Raw genomic sequence first — 23,283 nt, 5'->3', positions numbered from 1 at the left:
AGGCTGTGGGCGGGTCCTGGCATCTATCTGGAGGTCGACGGTGGGACAGTGGGCGTCTGCCTCTGTGTCAACGGTTTCTTCGGTTTTCACGCGAAATCGGCGCAGTGGCCGGGCTTTTGCGTCGGAGGCCGTGCGCCGGGCGGTGATCGCGAGCCTGCTGGGCAGCACGTTGGTGTGGTACGACTTCTTCCTCTTCGTCAGAGCCTCCGGCATGGTGTTCGATCACTTGTATTTTCCGGCGGCTGTGCCACTGGCCGGCACTCTGCTTCTGTTGGGCATGTTCGGATCCGGGTTTGTGACAAGGCCTTTGGGCGGCTTGATCTTCGGCTATATCGGCGACCGATACGGCCGACGTCCGATGCTGGTCGGGGCTTTGGTGCTTACGGCGGTTCCCACCGGGATGATCCCGCTAGTGCCTCCGTACTGGACGATCGGGCTCATCGCTCCAATCGTTTTGGTCATCCTGCGTCTGGTGCAGGGCCTGGGTCTGGGTGGGGTCTGGGGTGCTGCCGTGGTCCTCTCATGGGAACACGCCCGCCCGAACCGACGGGGGCTGGTTGCAGCCTGGGCCCTGGTCGGGATGCCGGCCGGCTACTTTCTTGCGGCCGTGGCCCTCAACACGATGTCCACCGTCCTTCCCACGCACGACTACCTGGCTTGGGGCTGGCGGGTGCCGTTCCTGCTGTCTCTGGTTCTGGTGGCTGTCGCGTGGTGGACACAGCAAAACGTGGCGCAAGCCTCGGCGTTCGCCACACCCGCCGGTAGTCGCACGCAAGCCCGGCTTCCGCTGGTCGAGGTCGCGCGGCGTTACCCGCGACATCTGCTGGTCGCGATCGGCGTGACGATCGGCGTCGAGGTTGCGTTCTACACGTTCTCGTTCGGCTTTTCCCTGTCGTACTTCCTGAACGCTGCAGGTATGCCGCCCTCCGAAGTCATCATCTTCTTGACCGGTGGGCCGGTTCTCCTGGCGGGGCTGATCCCGGGATTCGCGACGCTGTCGGATCACTATGGGCGACGACGGGTCTGCCTGCTCGGCCTCCTCGCCACCGCAGTCCATGCGATGGTGTTCTTCCCTCTCGTCGACACCCTCTCCCGACCGCTGATGGTCGTGGTATTTGTCGTGGGTCTCGTCGCATTCGCCGCACTCTGCGGGCCTACAGCCGCGCTCCTGGCCGAACTGTTCCCTTTCTCGCTGCGCTGCACCGGCATCTCGGCCGGCTACCAGTTCGGGGCGCTGCTGGGGGGCACCCTCGTCCAATTCCTCCTTGTGCGAGGGAGTTTCCCCGGTCCCCATACGGTCGCGATCTACACCCTGGCCGCGTTGGCTGTCGCCGCACTTGCTCTGGCATTCGTCCGACCGGAAACGCCCCAGGACGCCCCTGCCGCAACCCCTGATATCCCCGGACCGACGGAGCACCGTCCGTGCTCCTCTCCCTGACCATCACTCCGCCATCCATCGGTCCCAGTCCCTTCGAATGGAGGAACGAACCATGACATTGCAGCCCACTCAAGGGTCACAGCGCGACCGCAAACCGCGGTGCCGGTGGCAAAGTCTGGCCGCGGTTTTCACCGTTCTCGCGGCAGTCGCCGGCTTCCTGGGATTTTCCGTAACCCAGGCCAACGCGGCTCAGGTCATCACCTGCAACATCACCTGGACACAGAACTGGAGTACCCCCGTTGGCGTTACTCCCAAGACCACCACGTTTTCGGTCGACCGAGCCCACAGCAAGATCTGGTCCTGCAGCGGCGATCCCCACCTGAACAGCGGCATCAACGCCGGTAACGCATTCCAGGCGGGAAGCGCGCCAACCAGCGCCAGTTGCCTGGCCGGCGTCTACGCGAACTCCGGCTCTCCGCAAGTATCCTTCTGGAACGCCTCCAGCGGTCCTACCACCAGCAACTACACCTGGGCCGAGCCCTCGTTGGCCGACCTGGTGAACGGGTCGAAGACCATCGCCGCGTCATACACCTCCGGAAGGTACCAAGGCGGCACCATCGCCATTGTCGTTGTCGGAACCCAGCCGGCAAACGCCCTGGCAGCATGTATGTCGCCGAGCGGCCTCTCCTCTCTAACGGTCACTGGAGTCATGACGATCGTCGTGCCATGACGTGACACCCGAGTGTGTGACCCGGCTGAGCTGGGCCGCACACTCGGTCCAAGCGATCCTGATGAGAGGTAGGCCGTGGGGTTGGGAAAGTACGTTCCCGCCAGAGGAATCTACACGGAGCCGGCTCGGCTTCAACGGCTCAACTGGATTCGCTCCATAACCGGGCTCGGCCTGCATTCCATGGAACACACCCGGCTCGACGCCGGCAGGCTGACCGGAAACATCGAGGGATTCGTCGGAAGCGTCGAGATCCCGGTCGGCCTGGCCGGGCCGCTGCTGTTCCGCGGGGAGAATGTACAGGGCGAGATCTATGCACCCATGGCGACCACAGAGGGCGCTTTGGTCTCATCGGTGACTCGTGGCTCGCTCGCTGTCAGCATGGCGGGGGGAGTCAGCACATGTGCCATCTCGCAACGTATGACACGTGCACCGGTTTTCGCCTTCTCCAGGATGTCGGCGGCCAGTCTTTTCGCGTCAACGGTAACCCAGTACTTGGGCGATCTTCGAGCAGTCATCCGGCAGGTCTCGAAGCATGCTGAGCTCATCTCGATCGAGCCCGTGTTGCTGGGCAGGACTGTCCACCTGAAGTTCACATACACCACTGGGGACGCGGCCGGCCAGAACATGACCACTATCTGCACCTGGCATGCCTGCCAATGGATCCTGGAACAGCCTCACCTGATCGACGGCCGGGAACTCGATTCCTTCATCATCGAGGGAAACACATCCGGCGACAAAAAGGCGTCTTCCCAGAGGATGACGGAAGGTCGTGGAATCAGAGTGACCGCCGAATGTGTCCTTCCCGAAGGCATCATCAAGCGGGTCTTGAACACAACCCCCGATGAACTGGTCATGGGATACCACCACATCGCATCCGGGGCGGTCCATGGCGGAGCTCTGGGTTCGAACGCGAACACCGCCAACATCGTGGCGGCAATCTTCGCCGCGACGGGTCAGGACATCGCATGTGTTCACGAGTCGAGCGTGGGTCAGTTCATCCTCGAACGGGCGTCAGCCGGCGTCTATGCCAGCATCACTCTCCCCGGCCTGGCGCTCGGGACGGTCGGCGGCGGCACCCACCTGCCCGCGCAGCACGAACTCCTGGAGATGATGGGCTGCACGGGAAAAGGAAGTGCCGCCCGCCTGGCCGAGATCATTGCCGGCTTTGCACTCGCCCTCGACCTCTCGACGGTCTCTGCAGCCGTTTCCGGACATTTCGCCAGCTCCCATGAACGCCTTGGACGCAACAGACCTGCCCGTTACTGATCCTGAACTCGTGGTGTCGTCGTGGCTGACAGACTGTGGTCCCTGCGGTGGGCCGAAGGTATGCGGTACGCACAGGGCGGTGGACTGACGGACGAGCAGCGGGAGTTCCGTGAAGAGCTGCGGCTCCAGGCGGCGGAGCGGTTCGCCCGGGGTGAGAAGAGTTCGCTGATCGCGAGGGGCTTAAGGATCCGTGCGCTCGGTGGAACGATGGCGCCAGGACTGGCAGGACGGTGGACCGAGGGCCTTGCGGCCGAAGGGACCGACCTCGCTGCCGAGGCAGGACTAGGGCGCGTATTTGGTTGTGATCGAGGGGTGGTTCGTGTGAGGTCCTTGATCCAGATCATTGAGGCGCGGAGGTGGAGGCCGGCGAGGTAGCTTCCCGGGGTCTTGTCGTAGCGTGTGGCGATGCCTCGCCATGCCTTCAGCTTGTTGATCGCGCGCTCGACGGTGTTCCGTTCCTTGTAGAGCTCGGTGTCGTGACTGACGGGCCTGCCGCCCCTGTTGCCCTTCTTCTTCCGGTGGGCGGCTTGGTCCCTTCTCCCGGATGACCGCCTTGATACGGCGTTTGCGCAGGTAGGCGCGGTTGCCGCGGGACGAGTACGCCTTATCGCCGGCGACCGCCTCGGGCCGAGTGCGGGGTCGGCCGGCAGGCCCGCGCACCCGCACTTTGTTCAGGACGGGGATGAACCGCGGGCTATCTGCCGCCTGACCGGCGGTCAGGAGCAACGCCAGTGGGCGGCATTTCCGGTCGGTGGCGAGGTGGATTTTGCTGGTCCGTCCTCCCCACGATCGGCCGAGCAGGGCAGCCTTCAGCCGGAGCCTGCGTCGATGCCGGACGCGTCGCCGTTCCTCCTGCTCGGGGTCGTCTTCGAAGGCCCGCCCGTCTTGTTCCTGCGGACTGCCCCTTTTTCACGGGCCTTGTGCTCCTCGGCCGCGGCTTCCTCCAGTGCGGTCATGATGTCTTCGTCGAGGTGCATCCCGGCAGCGTCGTGGTGGGCCCGGGCGGTGGTGGAGTCCACGCTGACCAGGGACAAGTCGACCTCGCCCCGTTTCGCGGCCTCCGCTATTAGCCCTTCCAGCAGGGCTTCGAAGACGCCGGCATCCCTCCACTGCCGGAACCGGTTGTGGACGGTCGTCCAGGCACCGAAATCGGCCGACATCTCCCGCCACTGCCCGCCCGTCTTGAACCGCCAGACCACCCCCTCGAACTGCTGCCGCAGCCGCTCGGGGTACGGGCCGAACCTGCCTATCGGCAGGTAGGGCTCGATGAACTCCCATTCACTGTCCGTCAGTTGCACCTGCGTCATACATGACCATCTACCGGAACACGCCCCGACGCGAGGGCAAAACCCGTAGATTGATCACAACCAAATACGCGCCCTAGGACAGCAGGTGTCCGTCATCGTGCCTAGCCTGGCGTCCGGCACAGCAGGGCAAGCATGAAATGAGGGTGGCCATGGCGGAGATCGTTCTGGTTCCCGGGTTCTGGCTCGGAGCGTGGGCATGGGACGAAGTGACACCGGCACTGAGAGCGGCGGGACATGATGTCTACCCACTCACGCTGACCGGCCTGGCCGACCGCGCAGCCGAGGCCACCCCCGATGTGGACGTCTACACGCATATAGATGACATCGTCCGTCTCGTGGACGACAACGGTCTGCGGGATGTGGTGCTGGTCGGGCACAGCGGAGCAAACCTTCCGGTGACTGGCGCCGCCGACCGGATCCCGGAGCGCATCGCACGGATCGTGTATGTGGACGCGGGGCCGTTGCCCGCTGGCATGGCTCTGATCGACTTCAACGAGCCCCAGAAGCAGGAGGAGTGGCGCAAGCAGGTAGCGGAGCAGGGGGATGGCTGGCAGCTGCCGGTACCGCCGTTCGACCCGGCAGCAGATCCGGACAACCTGGCAGGACTCGCGAGCGAACAGCTCGCGCGCATAGTCGAGTTGGCCACACCTCAGCCGTTCGCGACCGCCACTCGCGCCCTGGACCGTCCCACGCCGCCGCCGGACACGCGCTGCTCGGTGATCGCCTCGACATTCGCTCCCGAACAGGTGCGCATGCTGGCCGACAGCGGCAACCCAGTCTTCGAGCCGATGGCCAGAATGGACCTGTTCCACCTGCCAACCGGACACTGGCCGATGTTCTCCCGGCCGATCGAACTGGCCTCACTGCTGGCCGAGATCGCCCGCTGACCAGCGGCTACCCTCGTCAGGGGCCGCCCCGAGCCCTCGGGCAGCCGCGCGATTCACGCCAGGACCACCAGGCCATTCGTACGACCCGTCGGGAATCCGGTCGTGGCCCGACACTCTCGCGGGGGCCGCGCGGCTGTGGCTGTACCCCGGTGACTGGCTCGAGACATGCACCGGCCAGACCCGTCGCGTGCGGACCGTCGCGCTCTTCGTGCTCACCGCGGCCACCGGGCTGCTGCTGCCCTCGGTCGAACCCTCCACCACCCTGACGGCCGACATCCAGCACCCCGCCACCAGCCTGTGGCTTGCCCCGCTCCTGCTCGGCATCGGTTTCGCGGCACCGCTTCCAGCGCTGAACGGCGAAGCACTCCGCAGCCTGACCGCCTCGACGCTCCGCGCCCTTACCGCCCCGACCGCCGCAGTCGCGTCCCTGTGCCTGACGGCATGGAGTGGCATGGCCGAACACCTCGCCGGGTTCACCGCCGTCGCCGCGGTCACCTACTACTGGCTCACGCTCGGATTCGTCGCGCTCCGCCTGTGTGTCCTCGTCGCCCGCATCGCCCGGACCGCTCACCTGCCGACCACACGGCGACTGTCCACTACTCCGGAACCGGACCTGACCATCCTCGAAGTGCCCATCCGCTTCGAGGGACGCGTACCAGGGGCATCGAAGATGTGCCTGGGCGTACGGCGAGAATCCGCACTCACTCCATGGAAGCTCCGTTTCGGTGATGAGGATCCTTGGAAACGGCCAAGCCTGCTCTTGGGTCCGCACTCGGTTGCCGTGAGGAACAACGGCTGAAGCCACCTACGGGCCCAGCGTGCAAGCCGTCGCCGCAATCGGGAATCCCGTGATCAACTCAGGTGTTGGCCCTGCCGACAGCACCAGTCGTGTGAAGGGCTTTTCGTGCGCGCCATACAGTTCGATCGCTTCGGCACCCCCGACGTCCTCAACGTCGTCGACACTCCCGAGCCCGCACCGGGCACCGGGGATGTGCTGGTCCGAGCCGTCGCGACCAGCATCAATCCCGTCGACGACAAGACGCGAGAGGGGGCCATCGGCGAAGGAACACCGCCACTGCCGATGACGCTCGGCTGGGACCTGGCCGGCATCGTCGTCGACGGCGGCAGTAGTGGACTGCGCGTCGGGGAACGCGTCATTGCCATGTCGCACCAACTCAGCTCCGGCCGGGGCACCTGGGCCGATCTGGTCGCGCTTCCAGCACAGGCCGTCGCCGCTGCGCCGCAGACAGTCAGCCTGGCCGAGGCGGCCACCTTGCCGCTCCCCGGACTGACGGCCTGGCAGACCCTGGACTGGCTTGCGGTGAACGCCGGTGAGCGGCTGCTGATCGCCGGTGCCGCAGGTGCGGTTGGTGGGTTGGCACTGCAGATCGCCCGAGCACGCGGCGTCAAGGTCGACGCTCTGGTCTCCCGGGACGCGCAGGTCGCCTTCGCCCGCGAGCGCGGTGCCGACCTCGTCACCACCGACCGCCGTGCTCTTCAAAACCGTACCTATGACGCGGTCTTCGACACCTTCGGCGCGTTCGTGACCGAGGCAGTGGCGGATGGCGGCCGGTATGCCTCGATCGCCACCCAAGCAGGTCCGGTACCCGACCTGTCTTCCCGCGGTGTGCGCACCACCGTCAACCAGGTGCGCGAGGACGGCGCGGGACTGAACGAGCTCAGCAAGCTTGTCGACCGCGGCTCCTTGCAACTGCGTGTGCACTCCACCTACGGCCTCCACGAGATCCAAGCCGCGCACGCGCGCTTTCTCCAAGGCGGCCTGGCAGGAAAGATCACCGTGCTCTTTTGAGGAACCCCCGATCCTCCGGCGCTCAGGCCGGGCCGGGCGCCGGCGGCAGGTGGCTGTTCCCGACGGACAGCCCCTCTCCGCTCCTGACTGGCTATCGGGCAGCCCGTCCTTGTAACGCTCTCCCGTTCGTCAGCGGTCCGGTGCATGAGGAGACAAAGTGAGCAGGTCTGGGGAACTCCTGAGCGCAAAGTGGGGATATCAACGAGCACCATCATCCGGCAGCACTCGATGCCGAGGACGCCGATTTCTTCCCAGTCACGCAGGACGATCCCGGGCACGACTCTGGAGCAGACGGCGGCCAGGCTGACGCGAGCGGGGGCGCGTAGGTCATCTCTCTGCACGCGCACCGCCTGCCTGCGGAGTCGCGCCCGGCGCTGACTGACATGAGCAAGTACGACCGGCTGCCGTCGCCGGCGACACCCCCCCCGGCAGACCAGCACCGAGAAAGGGCACGGCGCCTGACCGCCATCACCGAGCCGACCACCGAACCTGGGGACCCGTCCGGTCCGCCAAGTTCCCGAGGTCCAGGCGGCTGGACTTCGACTTCGCCACGAACCCGAACGTCACCCGGGGGCCGTGGTCGACCTGAGGTCGCCAGGCTGGGTCCGCGAAGGTCGCCCGCTGGTGCTGATCGGCGAATCCGGCACTGGCAAGTCCCACCGCAGACCACCGCCGCCGAACGAGCCAAGTCCACAGGTGCATGAGCGGGTGACGTGGCCTGGCCGGAGTCAGATCGGTCCGTAGACGGCGGCGGGGGCACCGGCCATGAGCGCCCAGTAGCGGTCCCCGTATGACCAGTGCCACCATTCGCTCGGGTAGTTGACGAAGCCCTCCTCGCGCAGGCACTGGGCCAGCAGGTTGCGGTTGTCGCGCGCGGTCGGCGACAGACCCGGAGCGACGAAGGGACACCACCTTTCGTCGCCCGTGCGGTGCCCGTTCACCGCGCCGCCCATGTCCAGTTCCACGCCATCGCTGTCGATGAGCGTCAGGTCCACGGCCGCGCCGGCGCAGTGCGGGGCCACCTCGACCGGGGAGACGAAAGCGCTGGCCTGACGCCGAAGCTCTGCCGGGTCACTGATGCCCGAACGGCGAAGGCGATCCTCATACAGTGCGAACCGACGGGCCTGTTCGGCCGGGCTGCGATGGCCCTCGATCACCAGGAGCCTGATGTCGGCGGGGAGCCTCTCGGAGGCTGAGCCCAGGCGTTCGAGCACGCCGGCCCTGACTCGTCCGTATGCTCCGGGCTCGTCCCGTTCTCGCGGGTCCAGCGTTATGGCCGGAACGGTGGCGATCTCCGCAAGGGGTTCGCCGCAGTCTGCCACCGGAGTGTCGATCACTCGCGCATCACTCAGCAAGATCATGCTGACTGAGCCTAGCGCCCCGGACCAGCAGCTACCCGGGCAGACAGGGAGTCGGGCCCCGGACACTCCGCATCGCACCGGACGCCACCCGATAGGTGGCTCCCCATCTCGCCGGAGCGCACCGGCCACCGGGCACCGCGCAAGGTCGAGCTGGGCAACTGCGCTCGCCCCTATGGCCCGTCCTGCCGGTACGAACACGCCTGCTCCGATGCCCGATGCTGCAGGACAACCCGAAGGTGCTGCCCAGGCTTGCGGAGATCGAGAAGGACCTGATCCTCCGCCGCAAGCGAGCATCCCGAAAGACGGAGGCCAGGGCGTGAGTAAATGGAGGGCATGCTCTTCGACTTCAGGCACGACCACGACGGCGAACGGCTCTGCGGTGTGTACGGCGGTGATCCTTCCATCGGCACCGCCGTGCTGCTGCATGGCGCAGGCACCAGCAGCACAGAGCGACTGCTGCCGCTGGTACGGGAGTTCGTGGCCCACGGCTGTCGAGGGATCGCCTTCGACTTCTCCGGGCACGGCGAAAGCACCGGAATGCTTAGTGAGTTGAGCCTGCGGCGACGCTTCGAGCAGGCTGTCGCGGTGATCGACGGGTACGCGGGGACGGACGGGCCACTGGTCCTGGTGGGGTTCAGCATGAGCGGGCAGACGGTGGCCGATCTCGTCCGGCACTACGGGGATCGAGTGGTGGCGCTAGGGCTGTGCGCGCCGGCCGTGTACAGCGCCGAGGCGTGGGACGTGCCTTTCGGGGAAGGGAACGGCCTGTTCAGCGGCATAATCCGGCGGCCGGACAGTTGGCGGGAGGCGCCCGCGCTTCAGGTGTTGCGGGCGTACGAGGGTCGGGCGGTGCTCGCCGTGCCGGGCACGGATATGGTGATCCCGCCGGCGGTGACCGAGGCAGTACAGGACGCGCTGGCCTCGCGCGCCCAGTACACACGGTTCGACATTCCGGACGCAGAGCACCAGCTGGGGCTGTGGTTCCGCGAACACGGCGACGACCGGCGGAAGTTCGTGGAGGCGGTGCTGACCGGCCTCGACGCCCGGGGCTGGTCGGCCACGCGCGCGTGGTCGGCCAACTAGGACTTGTCCGGGCGATCATGTGCGGAGCCAGATGACGAGTGCTGCTGCGGTGGCGGTGCCGAGGAAGACGTAGCCGCGCTTGTCGTATCTGGTGGCTACCGCGCGGGACTGCTTGAGCCGGTTGATCGTTCGTTCTACAGTGTTGCGTTTTTTGTAGCGCTCTTCGTCGAAGCCGGGTGGCCGTCCACCGCGTGAGCCTTTGCGCAGGCGGGCGGCCTGGCTGTCGGTTTTCTCCGGGATGGTGTGCCGGATGCCGCGTCGCCGCAGGTACTGGCGGCACGGGCCGTTGCTGTATGCCTTGTCCGCGGCGAGGCTGTCGGGTTTCTTGCGTGGCCTGCCCGGCCCGGGTTTCGGGACGCGGATCTTGTCCAGGACGGGCTTGAACTGGGTGCAGTCCGCCCGCTGTCCCGGTGTGACGACCAGGGACAGAGGCCGGCAGTGGCCGTCCGCGCTCAGGTGGAGCTTGCTCGTGAACCCACCGCGCGAGCGGCCCAGGCCCTCACCTCCAGCACCACCTCCACCAGGCGGGCGTGCAGGCTCTGCCACGTGGTTTCGACCTGGTGTTCCGGCAGTTCGGCCCCCTTTGACACGGGGGCCGACGGCGGATCGGTGCGTGCGCCTGCCGCATGCTGATGCGCGCGGACGATGGTGGAGTCCACCGAGATGTCCCAGTCGATTTCACCCGCTGCATCGGCCGCGGCCTGGACCTGTTGCAGCAGTTGTTCCCACGTTCCGTCAGCCGACCACAACCGGTGCCGTTCATAGACCGTCTTCCACGGTCCGAAACGTTCCGGCAGGTCACGCCACTGCACTCCGGTCCGCACCCGGTACAGAATCCCGCCAATCACCTGCCGGTGATCTCGCCACCGGCCACAACGCCTGTTGCTGACCGGCAAGAACGGCCGCAGCCGTTCCCACTCTTCATCACTCAGATCACCCCGCCCCATGCCCACATCAACGACCCGGGCACGGAGTAGTCACATGATCGACCGGACAAGTCCTAGCTCGGCCACGGCCGCTCGTTCATCGACTTCCTCCGCCTTCCCTACGGTTGGAACTGCCAGATGCGCCGGCTCACGCTCGAAGACGGCACGGCCCTGGTGCAACGGACCACCCACCCCACCCCAGACCCTGATTGATGCCGTCACCAATGGGCAACAGAGACCTCTTGCTATGGTGCGCCGATGTCATCGATCAAGCAGTTCCAAGTCACCTTCGACTGCGCAGAGCCTGCGCGCCTCGCCGCTTTTTGGTGCGAGGTGTTGGGGTACGTCGTACCGCAGATCCCGAAGGGGTTTGCCACTTGGGAGGACTACCATCGCTCACTGCCGCCTGAGGATCAGGTCATCTACTTCCCATGCAGTGATCCCTCGGGTGTGGGCCCGCGCTTGCTCTTCCAGCGCGTTCCCGAAGGGAAGATCGTCAAGAATCGGGTGCATCTTGACGTGCGGGTCGGCACCGGGCTCGTGGGTGAAGAGCGCCTCGCCACACTGGAGGCCGAATGCGCACGACTGGTCGCGCTCGGTGCCGTACACCTGCGAACGCTGCTTGCCGATGACGACAACGAGTCGTGCATCCTGATGCAGGACATCGAGGGCAACGAGTTCTGTCTCGACTGAGCATCCTCCGAGCCGGCGAGGTTGTGAAGTCTGGCGATGCCGAGCATCGCGGTGTGACTGCCGTCTCTCTTCGGGCGGCAGTCACCAAGGATCTTCCAAGTCATCATCCGCGCGAGGACGTGCTTGACACAGGCCCGGACCTTGCGGTGGGAGGTGTTGTGCTCCTCCTTCTGCGCAGGCAGTTCGGTCTGGCCGCGTTCGCGGCGGTGCGGGATGACCAGGCCGGTACCCCGATAGCCGCCGTCCGCGACGACGAGCCGGGTTCGGCGTCGATGACGACCTGGTGGTTGGCCGGGTACCGGTAGTTCTTCGACTGCTCGGCAACCGTGTGATCCCGTGTCGAGCGACGGCCCGAGGCAGCCGATGATGCGGTCGGCGGCCGACTTCGACACCCCGAACGGCGGGGCGAGTTGCCGCAGCGTCAAGTTCGAACGCCAGTAGGCCGGGTGGCTCTCAGGGGGAGCCAGGGCCGGACCCGAGGCGTACACCTCCGAGCTCTCGTAGTTGTAGAACCAGGTTTCGCCCGGTTCGAAGCTGCGGATCACCGGGTGCTCGGTGCCCCGGGCGTGGGCCGTCGCGTGCTTGGCGGGTGAGTCGTCGCAACAACCGATGTGGCCGCACTGTGCGCAGCGTCGTAGATGGAACCACCAGCCGCCACTGGCGTCCGAAAGCACCAGCAGGGTGCTGTCCAGCAGTTCATGGACGTTTGCGACCTGGTAGGGAGCTCGATCGAGTTGCGAGTACTGCTTGGCTGCCGTGACAAGAACCGAGACGCGAGTGGTCGACTCCTCGATCTCGTTCATCAACAGTTCGGTTTCCACGGTGTAGTTGAGCCACCGCACGGCACTTTCGAGAATGTCGCCGTCCACGGCTGCGGCGACCTGGTCCAGCCAGTCGGTGTCGAGGCGGGCCTGTACGAAGGTCGGCGCGAACTGCCATGCGTCTCCGATGCCGTGGTCGTCCAGCCAATCGGAGAGGGCGTCCTCCCGGTCCGAGGCTTCCAGCGGGCTCAGGGTGGTGGCCTGGCAACGCGCTCGGCTGTGCGTTCTTGGACCTCGACGAGCGTCTTCAGGGCGTCGCGCCGGTACGGGCGTGTCGCGATGATGCCGAGCTTGTGGCGCATTCCGGCAACACGTTCGCGGAGTGCGGAGGTGGCTCGCACGGCCGCGGCGGCCGGGTTGTTCAGCTCATGGGCCAGCCCTGCGGCCAGGGTCCCGAGAGCCAGGAGCCGTTCTCGCTGGCCGACGGCCTCCTGGGCGTTCTTGGTCCCGAAGAAGAGACCTTCCAGCAGGTGCACGGCCGTGGGAAACCACTCGCGCATGATCGCGGCGAAGGTATCCGCGGGCAGCACGAAGAAGCGTGCGGGCTCGATGACACGCAGGGAGCTGTTGTACACCCGCTGTGCGGGTGATCCGGCTTGCGATCTCGCTGCCCCTTGAATACCGCTGACTTCAGGGTGGCTGTGCCGTGAGGAGCGGGCGAGACGGCCTCACTCCCACCGAAGCTGGTCCTTGGTGAAGGCTTCGGCTCCGCGGATCCGGCCATCGCCGCGGGCGAACCCGCAGAGCCGGACGCGCGGCTGCGGCATACGCGCCAAAGGGGCCAGGTCAATTGTCTGGCGGCTGTCTGCGCGGGATACGAGTACGAGCTCGGTGAGGGCCGGCAACGCGGTCGGCAGGTGGGCGAGGTCCACGTTCCGGGGCGCTTCGGTGAGGATCAGGAGCAGGTGGGTCACTCCGGGGTGAGCCAGGGTCGACGGTAGCGAGTAGTCCCTCTCGGACGCGACGTTGAGGTGGGTGAGGGCGGGCAGGTCGCGGAGTTCGCCCATGGCTTCGGCTGCCTCGTGGTACAGCCCCAGGTGCGTCAGGGAAGTCCAACCTGCCGTGTGCGCGGCCCAGTCGTTTGGCATCGCGATAAGGGACAGCGTCTTCAGGCCGGGGAGCGAAGGCAGTGAGTAGACGGCTCTGCCGTGGTCCCGGCCCCATCCCACGTGGGCGATGGACGCCTCGGACAAGGTGAGGGCACCGGAGAGACCAGTCCCGAGGTCGAGTTGGGACAACGTGCGCGCCTGGGACAGCGCGGCGAGCGAGATGCCGTTACGCAGGCTCGACTCGACGAGGTGTACCTTCCCAACGCCGTGCTCGTCGGCGAACGTGGCCGTCGCTTCGATGGGGAGGGCCTTCTGCACCACGAGTGTTTCAACGTTGCCTACGAGCCGGGCGTGGTCGAACTGATCGAGGGAGTTGATCGGCAGGACGCTCAGGTGCAGACCCGCCAGCACGTCGTCGACGTACTCCCGGCCGGGGAAGCGGTCCCATGTCGTGGCGAGTGCGGAGGACAGTTCCTGGCGCCGCTCGCGCGGGATCTGGGTGAGGAACCGGAGCGCCTCTGGACCTCCGACCTCGTTGGCCAGGAACACCGCGTGGAGACAGAGCTGTGGATCCTGCCAGTCGAAGTCCCGTTGCAGAGCCACCAGAAGATCCGGGCCCACCGCCGCGTACTGGCTGAAGTCGGGGCGCCCCACGGCCGCGTCCTGACTGAAACCGGTGTGACCACGCCGCTTCTTGGCGATCGTGCGGAAGGACTTGGCGACCCCGGCGATCAGGGACTTCCGGTCCTCCGCTGACATCTGCACCGCGTACGGGATGCACGACGCCGCGGCCATCCGCATCCGTGCCCGTTGGTCGCGATTCGACACCAGTCGTAGTTTCCGGCGGAATTGGGCGACGAACTCACCGGTATCTGCCAGGTTGCACTGGCTCATCGCGAAGTGCAGGACGTCGTCCCAGGTCTCCTCCCCGGCGTGGCCGGCCAGTTGCCCGAAGGCGCGCTGGGCGACCATGTCCGTGGCCGCGAGGTAGTCCTGGAAAGTGCGGTGGCTGAAGCGCAGCGACTCCTCACTGCGTGCGACGAGCAGTCCGCTGCGCTCTTGCAGGGCCTTGCGGATGTCCTCGGCCGAGTGGGTCCCGGCGTCGAGGCCGAGGCTGAGCAGTCGGCCCTGGACCTTCTCGTCGAACCGCTCCGGGGAGATCTCCCGCTCTCCCTCGGTCGTGAGGTACCCGGCGATCCAGGACAAGATCGCGCGGCGCTGGTGTACGTCGAGGCGGGGAAGCGGGTCGGAAATGTTGCGGTCCGCGTCGCGGAGGCCGAGCATCATGTCGATGGTCCGGGCGTACAGCTCTTGACGGAAGCGCGGGAGCCGAGTGCCGTGCACCTCGTGGAGCTTGCACAGGACGGCGCACAGCAGCGGCGTCGCGGCGAGTGCGGACAGGTCCTCCGAGGCGTTGATATGCCTGGTCAACGCCCTTTCGAGGGTGAGCAGCAGGCCGATGCGTTTCTCGCGCTCCTCGTCTGCGAGCCGTGAGGAACGGATGCCGATGATGGCCGCCTGGTGCCATTTGTGGATGAGCTCGGCGCGCTGGTCCTCGTTGAGTTCGAGGAGCCTCAGCTCGACGAAGCCGAGCCGGTCCGGTGGAGTCCAGTGGTGCAGCGCCTCGGGCCGCCCAGTGACCATGATGTGCAGCGAGGGCGCACTCCTCAGCAGCTGATTGATCCAGCGGAGCACGCCGTCGCGGTGCGCCTCCAACACCTCGTCCAGACCGTCCACGAGCAGCAGTGCGCGGTCTTGCTCCAGCATGCGACGGACCCAACCGTCCGGGGGAGTGGAGCCGTTCGCCATCTGGTTGAAGTGGAGGAACTGCTCGGGTTGCGGTGGAACCCCGTCAAGGCCCTCGACCTGCTTCCACCGGGGCGCGTACATGTCCCGCAGGCGGATCAGGAAGGGGACGCGGTCGTTGAAGGGCTCCAGCGGGCCCGTGCACGAGCGGCTCGCCATGGAAACCGCCAGCCATTCCAGGAGAGTGGACTTGCCGGCCCCGGGCTCGCCCCGCAGCAGCAGCCGGGGGTTCTTCGGGATCAGCTGCTCGACTGGCCGCGAATGATCGTTGGACGACAGGCGGCTGGTGGGCAGCCCCGCATGAAGGCTGACGTAGGCGTGCTCGATGGCGATGTCATCCGTGAGATGCCCTTGCATCCCCAGCCCGAACAGCTCGATGTGCCCGTGGCGGAGGATCACCTCCTTGCGGTACGTGTCGAGGAAGGAGGCGTCGCGGGCCTCCGACTCGGTGATCGGTTGGAGGACACGGAGCACCCTGTCGGCCAGTGGCACGGCATGGAAGAAGGCGCCGATCGGTGCGGCTTCGAGCCGGGAGTGGCCCCAGCCGGCCGAGTCGCGGACGATGACGCCCACCAGCCACCGCCCGGCGTGGAAGACCGGGGCACCCGACATGCCCCGCCAGGGCGACGGCCCCTCGGGAGGGTGGCCGACGAGTTCGAGAGAGAGGTAGCCGTGCCCGTCGGCGCTGTTCGACGCGATGCGGAAGTCGGCCTCAAGTGGGGCGACACCGGAGGTCACCCTGGTCATGACGGCCGGCAGCCCGAGAGCTGCACAGTCGTCAAAACGGGCGTCGGCCGCCAGTTCCCTCCTCTCCACGTCAGGCAGCTCGTCCTGATCGGCCAGGTCCTCGCCCGCGAGGAGGAAAGCCACCTCACCTGCGACCTTCAACACCTCGGCCGACGTGCTGCGCAGTGTCTGCAGGCGGCACACACGCAGTTGGGCGGAGGGAATGTCCGCAACCACATGACCTGCGGTCAGCACCACGCGACCGTGGAGGAGGTATCCACTGCCACGGACCTCGTCGTCCTCCGTGGTGATGGCGACGAGGCGACCGCGGGCGGGGTGACGGGGAACGCTCATCGAACGAGACGGTGACCGGAGTCGGTGTTGCTGATCTCCGGGCTCTCACCGGTGGAGGCCGAAATCGGGGTGAGGTTGAACTTCACTCGATGCGTTTGCGCCGTCGAGCGCCGTGCGTCGGCATCGGCCGATACCACCCACGCCTTCACCCCGCCCTTGACGCTGCGGTCGCGGGTGAGCGCAACAGTGAATTCGAGCTCTATCGGCCCGATCTGGAAGCGGACGTCCGAGCCCGGGTCGGTCGCGGCGGCCTCGGTGATCTGGGCCCGCAGGGCCTGTACCGCCGAGACCAGATCGATCTGAGCGCCGATGTCCGCATGGTCGCGCGAGTTCGGCATGGGTGGCCAACTCTCCTGTCTAGCCGGGTGGTTTCCACGTCCCATGATGCTGCACCGGATCGCCCGCGCGCAGGTGATCCGGTGGCCGGGCACCGCCTGCCCGCAGACTCGCAGTCGCCTCGCGATACGGGGGACGGGCACCGAACGTACGCGCTCCCAACTGGGACCGTCGGCCAGGGCGTAGCACGAGGTGGGGCCGGTAGCCGCCGATGATGGATCCCCATGGCCTGGTCCTGAATATGGTTATTCCGTAGCAGGGTTGGTCTTCTCAGCCTCGGTACGAGTGCGACCAGAGCCGCTTCCGAAGGGGCCCGCGCGCAGCCAACGGCGGTTCGCCTTTCAGGAGTTCAGCCCGACGTGGCGCCACTTCGGTGTGCAGTGCCCGGCCTGGGCAACGTCGTACTCCGGCCCACCGCTTTCGATGCGCCGTGGGTGGCAGACAAGCGGCGGGTGATGACGCCCGGCTGGTACCCGTCGTCTGGGACGGTACCGAGGCCAGGATCGTCGGGGGACACCGAGCGGCCTTCCTCCAAGGCGCCGCCGTGGGCGACGCGCTCGCCGCGATCACCTCCGACTGGACCGACGGCAGCCCGGCACCGCTGGTCCTGACGACCGGTTGATGGCTGCCGGTGTCACGTCAGGTCCAGCAGTCGCTTGTCTGCCCGTTCCTCACTCGCCGCGCGCCCTGCTCACCGGACCCGGCGGCGCGCCAGACGCAAGGGACGCCGAGAAGCGCCGCACCGTCGGCCGGCCGGTGACGGGAGCTTCGATGTGGTGCGGGCGTGACGTTCAGTCCGTGCCGCCTACCGCCACCTCCCGCCCGGCCCCCTCCTGCAGCACGAGGTCGAGCAGCCCGGGGAAGCGGCGGTCCAGTTCCTCGCGGCGCAGGGTGTTCACCCGCCGGGTGCCCGCGTCCCGCTGCCGGAGCAGTCCGGACTCCCGGAGGATCTTGAAATGGCGGCTGAGCGCGGACTTGGCGACCGGAAGTCGGAACGTCCCGCAGGCGACCTCGGCGTGCACGCCGAGCGTCACGACGATGCTCAGCCGGATCGGGTCGGCGAGGGCGCTCATGATGACAAAGAGGTCCAGGTCCCGTTCGTCGGGGTGGACCAGGGGTGAAGAGGTTCGGCTGGCCATGGATCCAGTATCCATGACCACAGCCTCATGTTCACATTCACGCGAACATGGGCTACGGTCGTGATCATCGGCCGCGGGACGCCCTGCCCCGCTCCGCAGCACCAAGGAGACACCCATGCCTGCCACCCCCTCACGCCGTTCCCCCATAGGCGTCGGCATCATCGGCCTCAGCGCCTCCGGTGGCTGGGCGGCCACCGCCCACCTGCCCGCGCTGCGTGCGCTGGACGGCTTCGAGGTCCGCGCGCTGTCCGCCTCCAGCGCCGCCTCCGCCAAGGCGGCGGGCGAGAAGTACGGCATCCCGCTCGCCTTCGGCACCCCCGAGGAACTGGTGCGGCGCGACGAGGTCGACCTGGTGGTGATCACGGTGAAGGTGCCCCAGCACCGGGAGCTGGCGCTGGCCGCGCTGCACGCCGGGAAGATGGTGCTCAGCGAGTGGCCGCTGGGCAACGGGCTCGCCGAGGCCGAAGAGCTGGCAGCCCTCGCCGAATCCAAGGGGCTGCGCACCTTCGTCGGCCTACAGGCCCGCTCCGCTCCGCCGGTCCGCTACGCCCGCGATCTGATCGCCTCGGGGTACGTCGGAGAGGTGCTCTCCACCAGCGTCATCGCCTCAGGGCGCGGCTGGGGCGGGGAGATCCCGAGCCGCAACGCCTACACCCTCGACCCGGCCAACGGCGCCACCATGATGACCATCCCCTTCGGCCACACCATCGACGCGCTCACCATGACCCTCGGGGAGTTCACCGACCTCGGCGCGACCCTGGCGATCCGCCGTACGTCCGTGCGCGACGAGACGACCGGCGAGACCCTGCCGATGACCACACCTGACCAGCTCGTCGTCAACGGCGTACTGGAAGGCGGCGCGGTGGCCTCCGTACACTTCCGCGGCGGCCTGTCCCGCGCAACCGACTTCCACTGGGAGATCAACGGAACCGAAGGCGATCTGCTGCTCACCGGCAGTTCGGGCCACCTCCAGTTCGGCCAGGTCACCCTCCACGGCGCCCGGGGCGAGGAGACGAACCTCAAGGAACTGCCAGTTCCCGCCTCGTACGAGACGCTTCCCCAACTGGCCGGCCGCCGCACCGAGATGGCGTACACCATCGCCCACGCCTACGAGCAGATCCGCGCCGACCTCGCCAACGGCACCCACCACGTCCCGGACTTCGCCCACGCGGTACGCCGTCACCGCCTCCTGGACCGGATCGAGCGCGCATCCGCCGAAGCCTGACCCGCCCGCACACGCGACAAGGCGGCGCGCCCAACGGCACGCCGCCGCAGTGCACCTACGGAGACGTTCGGTGTGAAGTCGGTGGTGACGGATGATGATCCCGGCAGTAGGTCTGGTTCATGCGCGGAGATCCCGGCCCGTTCGCCAACTGCGGCCACGATGGGTGGGGTCCGCCAGGATTCTGAAGCCGCCGGCCACCAGCGAGCTTCGGCTCGGCTGAGCGCCCCGTGGACGGTGGGATGATGCGACGGTGACCACTGTCCCATCTCTGCCGCCCCGCGACCGCGCTCTCGGACGCGGCGTCAGCACCCTCATTCCACAGTCCGGTTCAGACGTCGCGCCGGCCACGGAGCAGGCCGCGGCCGCGCTGGCCGCGCTGGAGACGGTGCCGGTCCAGGCCGGACTGCTGCAGGCCGCCGCGGTGCTGCTGGAAGAACGGGCCCGCATCAGCGAGGACCAAGCCGAACGGGCGGCCGCCGGCACCACGGCGGCATTGCTGCGCCGCGCCCTCGACGGCCGCCGCGATGATCGTTCGGAGCCCTCGCCCTCGTTCTAGTAACGAGTGATCGCGGTGGGTCCGGAGGTGGTTCCGATCGCGATGTGCGGCCGCTGCCGGGGCTTGGCCCAGGCCAGGATCCGGCGCACTGCGTCCGCGGGCGCGGAGACACAACCCGACGTCGCCGCCCGCCCGTTGACGTGCAGAAAAATGCCCGCGCCCCGGCCGCGTACCGGTTTGTTGTAGTTGAAGCCGATGACGAGCGCGTGCGCGTACTGGGTGCCGTAGTCGGCAAGGTGCTCGGACTCGGCGGCGCGGCAGTCGGCGGGCAGCGGCTCGGCCCAGCGGTTGTAGGCGCGCGAGCGATTGTCCTGGCACCACCAGGAGTTCCGGTTCACCCGGCGGTAGGGCGCCGAGGTCCCGCTCGGCGCGGCCTTGATCCCGAAGCCGTAGGGGAGGTCGTACAGACCGGCGGGGGTGGTGTCGGTGCCCTGTCTGCGCTTGCCGCCCTCGACAAGCCCCTTCGCCCCGAACCGGGCGGGCGCGCTGCCGGCCACGACCCACTTACCGCCCCGCCGATCCCACCAGGCCAGCGTCCCCGTCGTGGCGCCGGCGCGGGGCGCGACGGCGGTGATCAGCTGACTGCCCCCGCCGGTGTCGGCCAGCCGGTCCGGCAGCGGCGGACCGCTGCTGTCCGGGGTCAGAGCGAACAGGACGGCAAAGAGTGCGACACCGGCAGGTACGACGGCCACGGCAACCCCCGAAGGGAGAGGGACGGTTGCTCAGAAGTTACTGGGCGGCAGCGGAAGAGGCAGCCTGGGCAGGCAGTCGATGCCTGTGCAATGTGGTCGGTCAGCGCTACAGCGATTGTCGTGACGTGGGGACAGCGGACTTTCTGCGGGGAAGTCTGGGCGGCTCCGAACTCTGGGCGTTGGCTGGGCTTCCCCGAGAAGCCCAGCCAACTGGCCTTTTATTCCGACTGCGGATCGAGCTGACTCCAGCAGCCTGGCCCTGAAGAGGTCATGAGGGTCCCGGACCGGACTGTGGCGCGGACACCGGGCCCCGGTGTCACTCCCCGCCGTCCCCGCCTACCGCGCGTGCCGGGCCTTCCCCGCCTTCCCTGGCCTCCCCACCGTCCTTGCCTTCCTTGCCGTTTCTGCCTTCCCCGGCTTCCTTGCCGTCGTTGCCTTCCCTGGCCTCCGAGCCGCCGCCCTTGCCTCCGCGACCACCCTCGTCTTCGCCTCCGCCCTTGCCTCCGCGACCACCCTCGTCTCCCTTGAAGGTGAAGCTGTTGTCGCAGCCCATGGACGAGCCCATTCTGGTGCTCTGGGCACCCGGGGAGCCCTCGCCGCCGAGCGCGTTGCCCAGCACGCCGTTGAGGATCCCGACCTCGCCGAGGACGTCGACGTTGAGGTCGTGCGACCGGCACTGGCTGCCTTGCTTGATGTCGAAGTCGGTGCCCATCCCGCCTTCCCTCCCGCCGTTGGCGTAGGCGCTGCCGGCGCCGAGGAAACCAAAGCTGCCGATGACGAGGGTCACGACGGCAGCCTTCTGAAGCTTGCGCATTTCTTCTCCGGTGGTCGAACGGACGCAGTCCGTGATATAGCAACTTCGTACAGTCACAAGAGACTAATGCGAAATATGCCGCAGGGAATCGGCGACGCGCCGGATCCATGGCCATCGCGAACGAGTGGCTGTCCGGGAGCCGTCCCGCACCCTGAGCAGGTCAGGACATCGACCGGCCGCGACAGGCGCAGACACTCCGCCCCAACGGCCCTACCTGGAGCTGGCGGCAGCATTGGCCAGGATCCGGCTGAAGCCCCGGATGCCGAAGGCCCGAGCGGGGGCCGCAGTGAAGGTTCGGATTGTTCGGGGGGCTCGTCGGTGGTGTCACGAGCGCGGCAGAGCCGTGGTGGGGAAGCGGAAGCTCCTTCCAGGGCGCGCACACTGCCGGGTCCGGAAGCGGGACAGCAAGATCGGGGCGGAGCCAGTGTCCGTCAGCTCCGCCCCGATCGCGTACTTCCAGTCGATTGCGAGCACGGCCCTCGCCGCCGCCTGCCGGTCGGTCAGGTTCTCCGTGAACTGCAACACGGTGACCAGCGACAACATCGCCGGCGACAGGCCCGATGCCCTGCGTCGGCGAACGGCTCATCCGCGAACATCTCGCCCAGCCGGCTCACGGTAGTCGTTCTCGATGCGCCGGCGGAGTTCGGCCAGGGGGCCCAGGGGGCCCAGGGCGGCCAGTGGGTTATCGGCGGGTGCCTGCTGGCGTCACCTCTCCGCCTTGTAGCCCAAGACCGTCATCATCCCCGACTCCGAGTGGTAGACGTTGTGGCAGTGCAGCATCCACAGGCCGGGGTTGTCGGCGTCGAAATCGACGGAGACCTTCTTGTCCGGCAGGACGATGGTGGTGTCCTTGCGGGGGCCGCCGTTGGGCAGCGCGAAGGTGTGTCCGTGCAGATGCATCGGGTGCCACATCTTGGTCGTGTTGTGGAAGGTAATCCGTACCCGCTCCCCTTGGTGTACGGGATACCGCTGTGATGCCGTGTACGGCTTCCCGTTGATCGCCCAGTCCCAGTCTTCCGCGGAGCCGGTCAGATCCATCTTGATGATGCGGTCGGGTTCGCTGTCCGAGAGCCTCACCGATGCGGCGGCCTTGAACTTGTCGGCGCTCAGCCCCCCGCTCCTCAGCTCCTTCGGGCGGGTCTTCACGTCTGGCGCCTCGCCGTCGCCGGTGCGCAGCAGGGCCTGTGCGGTCTGGTTGTTGCTGCCCGCGGAGAGCGCGGTGAGCGGGAAGACGCCGTCCTTCGCGGTGACCAGGACGTCAAAGCGCTCGCCCATCGCGATCAGCAGGCTGTCGGTCTGCTTGTGCTTCACCGGGTAGCCGTCGGTGTGCGTCACGGTCATGTTGTGGCCGCCGAGCGCGACCCGGTAGGCGGTGGCGGCGGCCGCGTTGATCAAACGGATCCGGATCCGGTCGCCGGGTTTGGCACGGAAGGTCTCCCGGTCCCTGGCCACCCGGCCGTTGATCAGGTGGAAGGCATGCTCCACGTCGTCCGAGGGATCGTCGGACATCAGGTGCCCGGCGCGTCTCCGCATCCGAGACATGGCAGCCGCCGACCGACTGCCGCTCGCCTGCATGCCGTCGTGGCCATCGGCCCCGCTGGGCTTGTTCTTGTTGAGCTTGGCCAGCATCGCGTCCGGAGTCATTCCGTCAACCCCGTCGAGCCAGTCGTCGATCATGACGACCCACTCGTGGTCGTACGCGAGGGGTTCGCGGGGATCCTCGATGATGAACGGTGCGTACAGCCCGCGGTCCAGCTGCACGCCGACGTGCGAATGCAACCAGTGCGTACCGGGCCTGGTGACCGCAAAGGTGTAGTCGAGGGAGGCGCCGGCTCTCACGGAGCGCTGGGTGACGGCGGGGGAGCCGTCCATGTCGTTGCGGATCTGCACCCCGTGCCAGTGGACGGTGGTGGAGTGCGGGAGGCGGTTGTGGAGGGTCAGGGCGACCTTGTCGCCCGCCGTGACCCGGACCTCCTTGCCGGGTAGCAGGCCGTCGTACGCCCAGGTTTCGACGATCTGGCCGCCCATGTCGAACTTGTCGATGGCGGCGGTCATCGAGAAGCGGCGTAGGGGGCCCGACCCCCGGCTGCGCTCCTTTCTGATGACCTCCGGACCGTCAGGGGCGACATAGCTGGACGGGGAGGAGTGGGAGCCGTGCGAGCCGTGGCCGTCGTGGGAGTCAGGAGGGGGAGGCGTGTGGTGGGAGTGGTGCCTGCCCTTCTTGGCGTCCAGGGCGGCGGCCCCGGTGGAGGTCAGCAGCCCGCTGCCGGCGGCAGCCATACCTACGCCGAGCAGGGAACGTCTGGAGTGTGTACGCATGGGAA

The 23,283-nt window shown here is 67.4% G+C and carries 22 protein-coding genes and 4 pseudogenes; 12 read left to right on the top strand and 14 right to left on the bottom strand.

Annotation, left to right across the window (positions count from 1 at the left end; genetic code table 11):
- Positions 1–142: 142 nt before the first annotated feature.
- The 4 genes and pseudogenes from ACO0M4_RS30705 to ACO0M4_RS30690 all read left to right on the top strand — a co-directional run.
- Positions 143–1,438, top strand: coding sequence for an MFS transporter (locus ACO0M4_RS30705; protein ID WP_430374334.1), 1,296 nt, complete (start codon positions 143–145; stop codon positions 1,436–1,438).
- 52 nt (positions 1,439–1,490) lie between these two features.
- The gene (locus tag ACO0M4_RS30700; protein WP_430374333.1) at positions 1,491–2,108 is read left to right on the top strand and encodes a hypothetical protein; all 618 of its coding nucleotides are present in this window, start codon (positions 1,491–1,493) and stop codon (positions 2,106–2,108) included.
- A gap of 75 nt (positions 2,109–2,183) precedes the next feature.
- Complete coding sequence (locus ACO0M4_RS30695; RefSeq protein ID WP_430374332.1) at positions 2,184–3,374, top strand: hydroxymethylglutaryl-CoA reductase; 1,191 nt, start codon at positions 2,184–2,186, stop codon at positions 3,372–3,374.
- A gap of 60 nt (positions 3,375–3,434) precedes the next feature.
- Positions 3,435–3,651 (top strand): annotated as a pseudogene (locus tag ACO0M4_RS30690) (helix-turn-helix domain-containing protein); the annotation flags it as partial.
- A 5-nt stretch (positions 3,652–3,656) separates the two neighbouring features.
- Here ACO0M4_RS30690 and ACO0M4_RS30685 read toward each other — a convergent pair.
- Both ACO0M4_RS30685 and ACO0M4_RS30680 read right to left on the bottom strand, forming a co-directional pair.
- Positions 3,657–4,100: a transposase gene (locus ACO0M4_RS30685; RefSeq protein WP_430374331.1), complete on the bottom strand. Its 444-nt coding sequence runs from the start codon at positions 4,098–4,100 to the stop codon at positions 3,657–3,659.
- An 83-nt stretch (positions 4,101–4,183) separates the two neighbouring features.
- Complete coding sequence (locus ACO0M4_RS30680) at positions 4,184–4,681, bottom strand: transposase (RefSeq protein ID WP_430374330.1); 498 nt, start codon at positions 4,679–4,681, stop codon at positions 4,184–4,186.
- A 149-nt stretch (positions 4,682–4,830) separates the two neighbouring features.
- On the opposite strand from ACO0M4_RS30680, the gene ACO0M4_RS30675 reads away from it, so the two are divergent.
- The 3 genes from ACO0M4_RS30675 to ACO0M4_RS30665 all read left to right on the top strand — a co-directional run bounded on the left by ACO0M4_RS30675 (position 4,831) and on the right by ACO0M4_RS30665 (position 7,378).
- Complete coding sequence (locus tag ACO0M4_RS30675) at positions 4,831–5,568, top strand: alpha/beta fold hydrolase (protein WP_430374329.1); 738 nt, start codon at positions 4,831–4,833, stop codon at positions 5,566–5,568.
- Positions 5,569–5,755: 187 nt separating this feature from the next.
- Entirely contained in the window at positions 5,756–6,367 is a 612-nt protein-coding gene (locus ACO0M4_RS30670) for a hypothetical protein (RefSeq protein ID WP_430374328.1), read from the top strand.
- 105 nt (positions 6,368–6,472) lie between these two features.
- Entirely contained in the window at positions 6,473–7,378 is a 906-nt protein-coding gene (locus ACO0M4_RS30665; RefSeq protein ID WP_430374327.1) for an NADP-dependent oxidoreductase, read from the top strand.
- A gap of 728 nt (positions 7,379–8,106) precedes the next feature.
- Here the strand turns inward: ACO0M4_RS30665 and ACO0M4_RS30660 are convergent.
- The gene (locus tag ACO0M4_RS30660; protein ID WP_430374326.1) at positions 8,107–8,739 is read right to left on the bottom strand and encodes a M15 family metallopeptidase; all 633 of its coding nucleotides are present in this window, start codon (positions 8,737–8,739) and stop codon (positions 8,107–8,109) included.
- 333 nt (positions 8,740–9,072) lie between these two features.
- Between ACO0M4_RS30660 and ACO0M4_RS30655 the strand changes: the two genes are divergently transcribed.
- Positions 9,073–9,822, top strand: coding sequence for an alpha/beta hydrolase (locus ACO0M4_RS30655; RefSeq protein WP_430374325.1), 750 nt, complete (start codon positions 9,073–9,075; stop codon positions 9,820–9,822).
- A gap of 15 nt (positions 9,823–9,837) precedes the next feature.
- Here the strand turns inward: ACO0M4_RS30655 and ACO0M4_RS30650 are convergent.
- A protein-coding gene (locus ACO0M4_RS30650; RefSeq protein WP_430374203.1) for an IS5 family transposase occupies positions 9,838–10,769 on the bottom strand; the annotation gives its coding sequence in 2 pieces (ribosomal slippage) (positions 9,838–10,440 and positions 10,443–10,769; 930 coding nt in all).
- Between the two features lie 237 nt (positions 10,770–11,006).
- Here ACO0M4_RS30650 and ACO0M4_RS30645 point away from each other — a divergent pair.
- Positions 11,007–11,441: a VOC family protein gene (locus tag ACO0M4_RS30645; RefSeq protein WP_430374324.1), complete on the top strand. Its 435-nt coding sequence runs from the start codon at positions 11,007–11,009 to the stop codon at positions 11,439–11,441.
- Between the two features lie 14 nt (positions 11,442–11,455).
- On the opposite strand, the pseudogene ACO0M4_RS30640 reads toward ACO0M4_RS30645, so the two are convergent.
- From ACO0M4_RS30640 to ACO0M4_RS30620, 5 genes and pseudogenes are all read right to left on the bottom strand, one after another.
- Positions 11,456–11,884, bottom strand: a pseudogene (locus ACO0M4_RS30640) (transposase family protein); the annotation flags it as partial.
- 117 nt (positions 11,885–12,001) lie between these two features.
- Positions 12,002–12,115 (bottom strand): annotated as a pseudogene (locus ACO0M4_RS30635) (UBP-type zinc finger domain-containing protein); the annotation flags it as partial.
- A pseudogene (locus ACO0M4_RS30630) lies at positions 12,095–12,846 on the bottom strand (histidine kinase); the annotation flags it as partial. The pseudogenes ACO0M4_RS30635 and ACO0M4_RS30630, both read right to left, overlap by 21 nt.
- Before the next feature lie 84 nt (positions 12,847–12,930).
- On the bottom strand, positions 12,931–16,197 hold the full coding sequence (locus ACO0M4_RS30625) for an NACHT domain-containing protein (protein ID WP_430374323.1): 3,267 nt from the start codon (positions 16,195–16,197) through the stop codon (positions 12,931–12,933).
- A complete protein-coding gene (locus ACO0M4_RS30620) occupies positions 16,194–16,535 on the bottom strand; it encodes a trypco2 family protein (RefSeq protein ID WP_430374322.1) in 342 nt (113 codons plus the stop codon). Before ACO0M4_RS30620 ends, ACO0M4_RS30625 begins: the two co-directional genes overlap by 4 nt.
- A gap of 428 nt (positions 16,536–16,963) precedes the next feature.
- On the opposite strand from ACO0M4_RS30620, the gene ACO0M4_RS30615 reads away from it, so the two are divergent.
- Positions 16,964–17,155, top strand: a complete 192-nt coding sequence (locus ACO0M4_RS30615; protein ID WP_430374321.1) for a hypothetical protein — start codon at positions 16,964–16,966, stop codon at positions 17,153–17,155.
- Positions 17,156–17,324: 169 nt separating this feature from the next.
- On the opposite strand, the gene ACO0M4_RS30610 is transcribed toward ACO0M4_RS30615, so the two are convergent.
- Positions 17,325–17,672, bottom strand: a complete 348-nt coding sequence (locus tag ACO0M4_RS30610) for an ArsR/SmtB family transcription factor (RefSeq protein ID WP_430374320.1) — start codon at positions 17,670–17,672, stop codon at positions 17,325–17,327.
- Positions 17,673–17,787: 115 nt separating this feature from the next.
- Here ACO0M4_RS30610 and ACO0M4_RS30605 point away from each other — a divergent pair, with 115 nt between their 5' ends.
- Positions 17,788–18,897 carry a Gfo/Idh/MocA family protein gene (locus ACO0M4_RS30605; protein ID WP_430374319.1) on the top strand — a complete coding sequence of 370 codons (1,110 nt, stop codon included), beginning with the start codon at positions 17,788–17,790 and terminating at the stop codon, positions 18,895–18,897.
- A gap of 250 nt (positions 18,898–19,147) precedes the next feature.
- Positions 19,148–19,453 (top strand): hypothetical protein, encoded by a 306-nt coding sequence (locus ACO0M4_RS30600; protein ID WP_430374318.1) that lies wholly within the window; start codon positions 19,148–19,150, stop codon positions 19,451–19,453.
- On the opposite strand, the gene ACO0M4_RS30595 is transcribed toward ACO0M4_RS30600, so the two are convergent.
- The 4 genes from ACO0M4_RS30595 to ACO0M4_RS30580 all read right to left on the bottom strand — a co-directional run bounded on the left by ACO0M4_RS30595 (position 19,450) and on the right by ACO0M4_RS30580 (position 23,278).
- Complete coding sequence (locus tag ACO0M4_RS30595; RefSeq protein WP_430374317.1) at positions 19,450–20,145, bottom strand: L,D-transpeptidase family protein; 696 nt, start codon at positions 20,143–20,145, stop codon at positions 19,450–19,452. The two genes, ACO0M4_RS30600 and ACO0M4_RS30595, sit on opposite strands and share 4 nt — an antisense overlap.
- 316 nt (positions 20,146–20,461) lie before the next feature.
- Positions 20,462–20,959, bottom strand: coding sequence for a hypothetical protein (locus ACO0M4_RS30590; RefSeq protein WP_430374316.1), 498 nt, complete (start codon positions 20,957–20,959; stop codon positions 20,462–20,464).
- A 324-nt stretch (positions 20,960–21,283) separates the two neighbouring features.
- A complete protein-coding gene (locus ACO0M4_RS30585; RefSeq protein ID WP_430374315.1) occupies positions 21,284–21,502 on the bottom strand; it encodes a transposase in 219 nt (72 codons plus the stop codon).
- Positions 21,503–21,664: 162 nt separating this feature from the next.
- A complete protein-coding gene (locus tag ACO0M4_RS30580; RefSeq protein WP_430374314.1) occupies positions 21,665–23,278 on the bottom strand; it encodes a multicopper oxidase family protein in 1,614 nt (537 codons plus the stop codon).
- Positions 23,279–23,283: the final 5 nt, after the last annotated feature.

This window comes from Streptomyces sp. RGM 3693, assembly GCF_050471125.1.
Taxonomy (GTDB): Bacteria; Actinomycetota; Actinomycetes; order Streptomycetales; family Streptomycetaceae; genus Streptomyces.
This window is presented reverse-complemented; position numbering and strand designations above follow the sequence as displayed.